Here is a 2,034-nt window from a genome sequence, read left to right as displayed (position 1 = left end):
GCATGCAACCGTCTTAAACTTTACTGATTTGGAGGCAAAAAATGGCAGATAAAGCTCCCTATTTGCGCCCTTTGTCACCAACGCTTCATATGGTGGTTGCTGTTTTAATTGCTTTATTTCTCTTTATTGTGATCGGCAGCTTTATCGCAAAAACAGAGATTGTTGCACGGGGGCAAGGAAGTGTTATTCCCACCGCTTACGTTCAGCTGGTCCAAGCGCAAAATACAGGACGCATTGAGAAAATTCTTGTAAAAGAAGGGCAATTTGTTCATCAAGGTGATCTCCTTATTCAATTAGATCCTCGTGAAGCCCTCAATGAGTGCGCACGTGTTCAAGCAGATATCGCGCAACAAACCCTTCAAGCACAAATTGCAACAGCTATTTTAACAGCTTTGCATGAAAGTGATCCTTTGGATAAAGATTTTGTAACCAAAGGGCTTGCCTATCTGCCAGTTCCTCCTTCTGGCAATAAAACTGCAAGAATAGAAGGGGAAAAACTCATTAGCGCTGCCCTTCAATCTCTCCAAGATAAATTAAGAGCGCTAAAAGCACAAGCGGACCGCGTCGAGCGCAGCGGTGCAACACAACATGCGCAATTAGATAGGTTGGAAGATGATCGTCAATTAAGCCAAGGAAAATTAAAGGCTGCAAAAAGCCTGATGGAAACAAAAGTCATTAGCCAAGCCGTTTATTTAGAGCGTTTACATGACTTTAAAAATGTCGAGCATGAAATTTTAACCAATCAAAGACGTTTGGAAGAAAATGCCGCCGAAATAAACACCCTCCGCCAACAACGGAAAAGTCTCATTTCCGATGAAATCGCCCGCTATCGCCAACTGTCGCGTGAAACAGAACTGAATCTTCAAGGATTAAAAGCAAAGCTTGATAGCACTCAATACCATCTTGACCACTTATCACTCTATGCACCTGTTGATGGACGTATCGATGATTTAAGTATCCATACTTTGGGCGGCTTTGTAGAAGCTGGTAAAACGCTCATGCGTATTGTCCCTGGTGCGGGCGGTCTCATTGTTGAAGCGTTTTTTGATAATCGAGATATTGGTTTTTTAGAAAAGGGCCAACGTGCTTACATCAAGTTTTCTGCCTTTCCACCTGAACGTTTCGGTGTTATCCACGGTACAGTCGTTAATGTAGGCGCTACAGCGCGCTATAATAAAGAAATTAATGGTGTCTACGCTGTTTTAATCAAAATTGACCAAGATCACATCACTTTGAATAACAAACATCTTAAATTTATCCCTGGCATGACTGTGACAACGGATGTCATTACCTCAAAACGGCGTCTCATTTCCTATTTCTTTGAACCTATTACCAAAGTTTTAGAACAATCTCTAAAGGAAAGATAATGTCTGTAAATGAAAATTCATCACCTTCACTCATAGATCCTCTTACAGCGTTAGGAGCTATGATTGTTTTAATGCTTACATCTCCCTTATACCGCCGCTGGCGAATCTGGGATATTGAACGCAACATAGGACCCGCCTTACAGACTGGGCAATATAAACTCTATAAAAATGAACGTGGAGAATTTTGTGCCTTTATCACTTGGGCTTTTTTAGATGAAAAAAATCATCAATCTATGCTTGAAAAGGGAGAATTTTTATCCGATGCCAATTGGCAGAATGGAAAATACGTATGGTTTATTGATTGTGTAGCACCCTATGGACATGCTGCTGGTATGGTACGTGACATGCAGCGGTATGTGTTTCCTAATCAGCATTATTGCTACGCTGTTCGACGTAATGAAGATGGTGAAATACGAAAAATTGCGCGCTGGTGTTGCTACAGAGCACAAAATCCAGCCAAATAGTTTTTCTAAAGCAAGTGCGGATAAACCATTTCCCCTCCCTCTTATAAAAAAGAAGCTTTTAAAAGAGCTCTTTAAGCGATAGCTATAGTAAAAGAAAGCCTTTCCATATTTAGAGCTAATCCGCTACAAATGGGTATTTTTCAGCTTACCAGACTTGCTATGAATAGCAACAGACGGTTAAGGGGATTGATCCACTCTCAAGC

2 protein-coding genes are annotated in these 2,034 nt (G+C 41.1%); both read left to right on the top strand.

Annotated features, from left to right (window positions below; translation table 11 throughout):
- Window positions 1–41: 41 nt before the first annotated feature.
- Window positions 42–1,367, top strand: coding sequence for an HlyD family type I secretion periplasmic adaptor subunit (locus tag ACFIKJ_RS08835; protein ID WP_375670507.1), 1,326 nt, complete (start codon window positions 42–44; stop codon window positions 1,365–1,367).
- Window positions 1,367–1,831: a toxin-activating lysine-acyltransferase gene (locus tag ACFIKJ_RS08830; RefSeq protein ID WP_375648832.1), complete on the top strand. Its 465-nt coding sequence runs from the start codon at window positions 1,367–1,369 to the stop codon at window positions 1,829–1,831. Before ACFIKJ_RS08835 ends, ACFIKJ_RS08830 begins: the two co-directional genes overlap by 1 nt.
- Window positions 1,832–2,034 lie beyond the last annotated feature (203 nt).

The organism is Bartonella sp. PS7NMGDW (assembly GCF_042193585.1).
In the GTDB taxonomy this organism is placed as follows: domain Bacteria; phylum Pseudomonadota; class Alphaproteobacteria; order Rhizobiales; family Rhizobiaceae; genus Bartonella; species Bartonella grahamii.
The sequence above is the reverse complement of the archived record's forward strand: the minus strand, read 5'-3'. Positions and strand labels throughout refer to the sequence as shown.

Bases quoted from the DNA above. Each gene is read 5' to 3' on its own strand.
- ACFIKJ_RS08835 (WP_375670507.1), top strand. From the start codon at position 42: ATGGCAGATAAAGCTCCCTATTTGCGCCCTTTGTCACCAACGCTTCAT.
- ACFIKJ_RS08830 (WP_375648832.1), top strand. From the start codon at position 1,367: ATGTCTGTAAATGAAAATTCATCACCTTCACTCATAGATCCTCTTACA.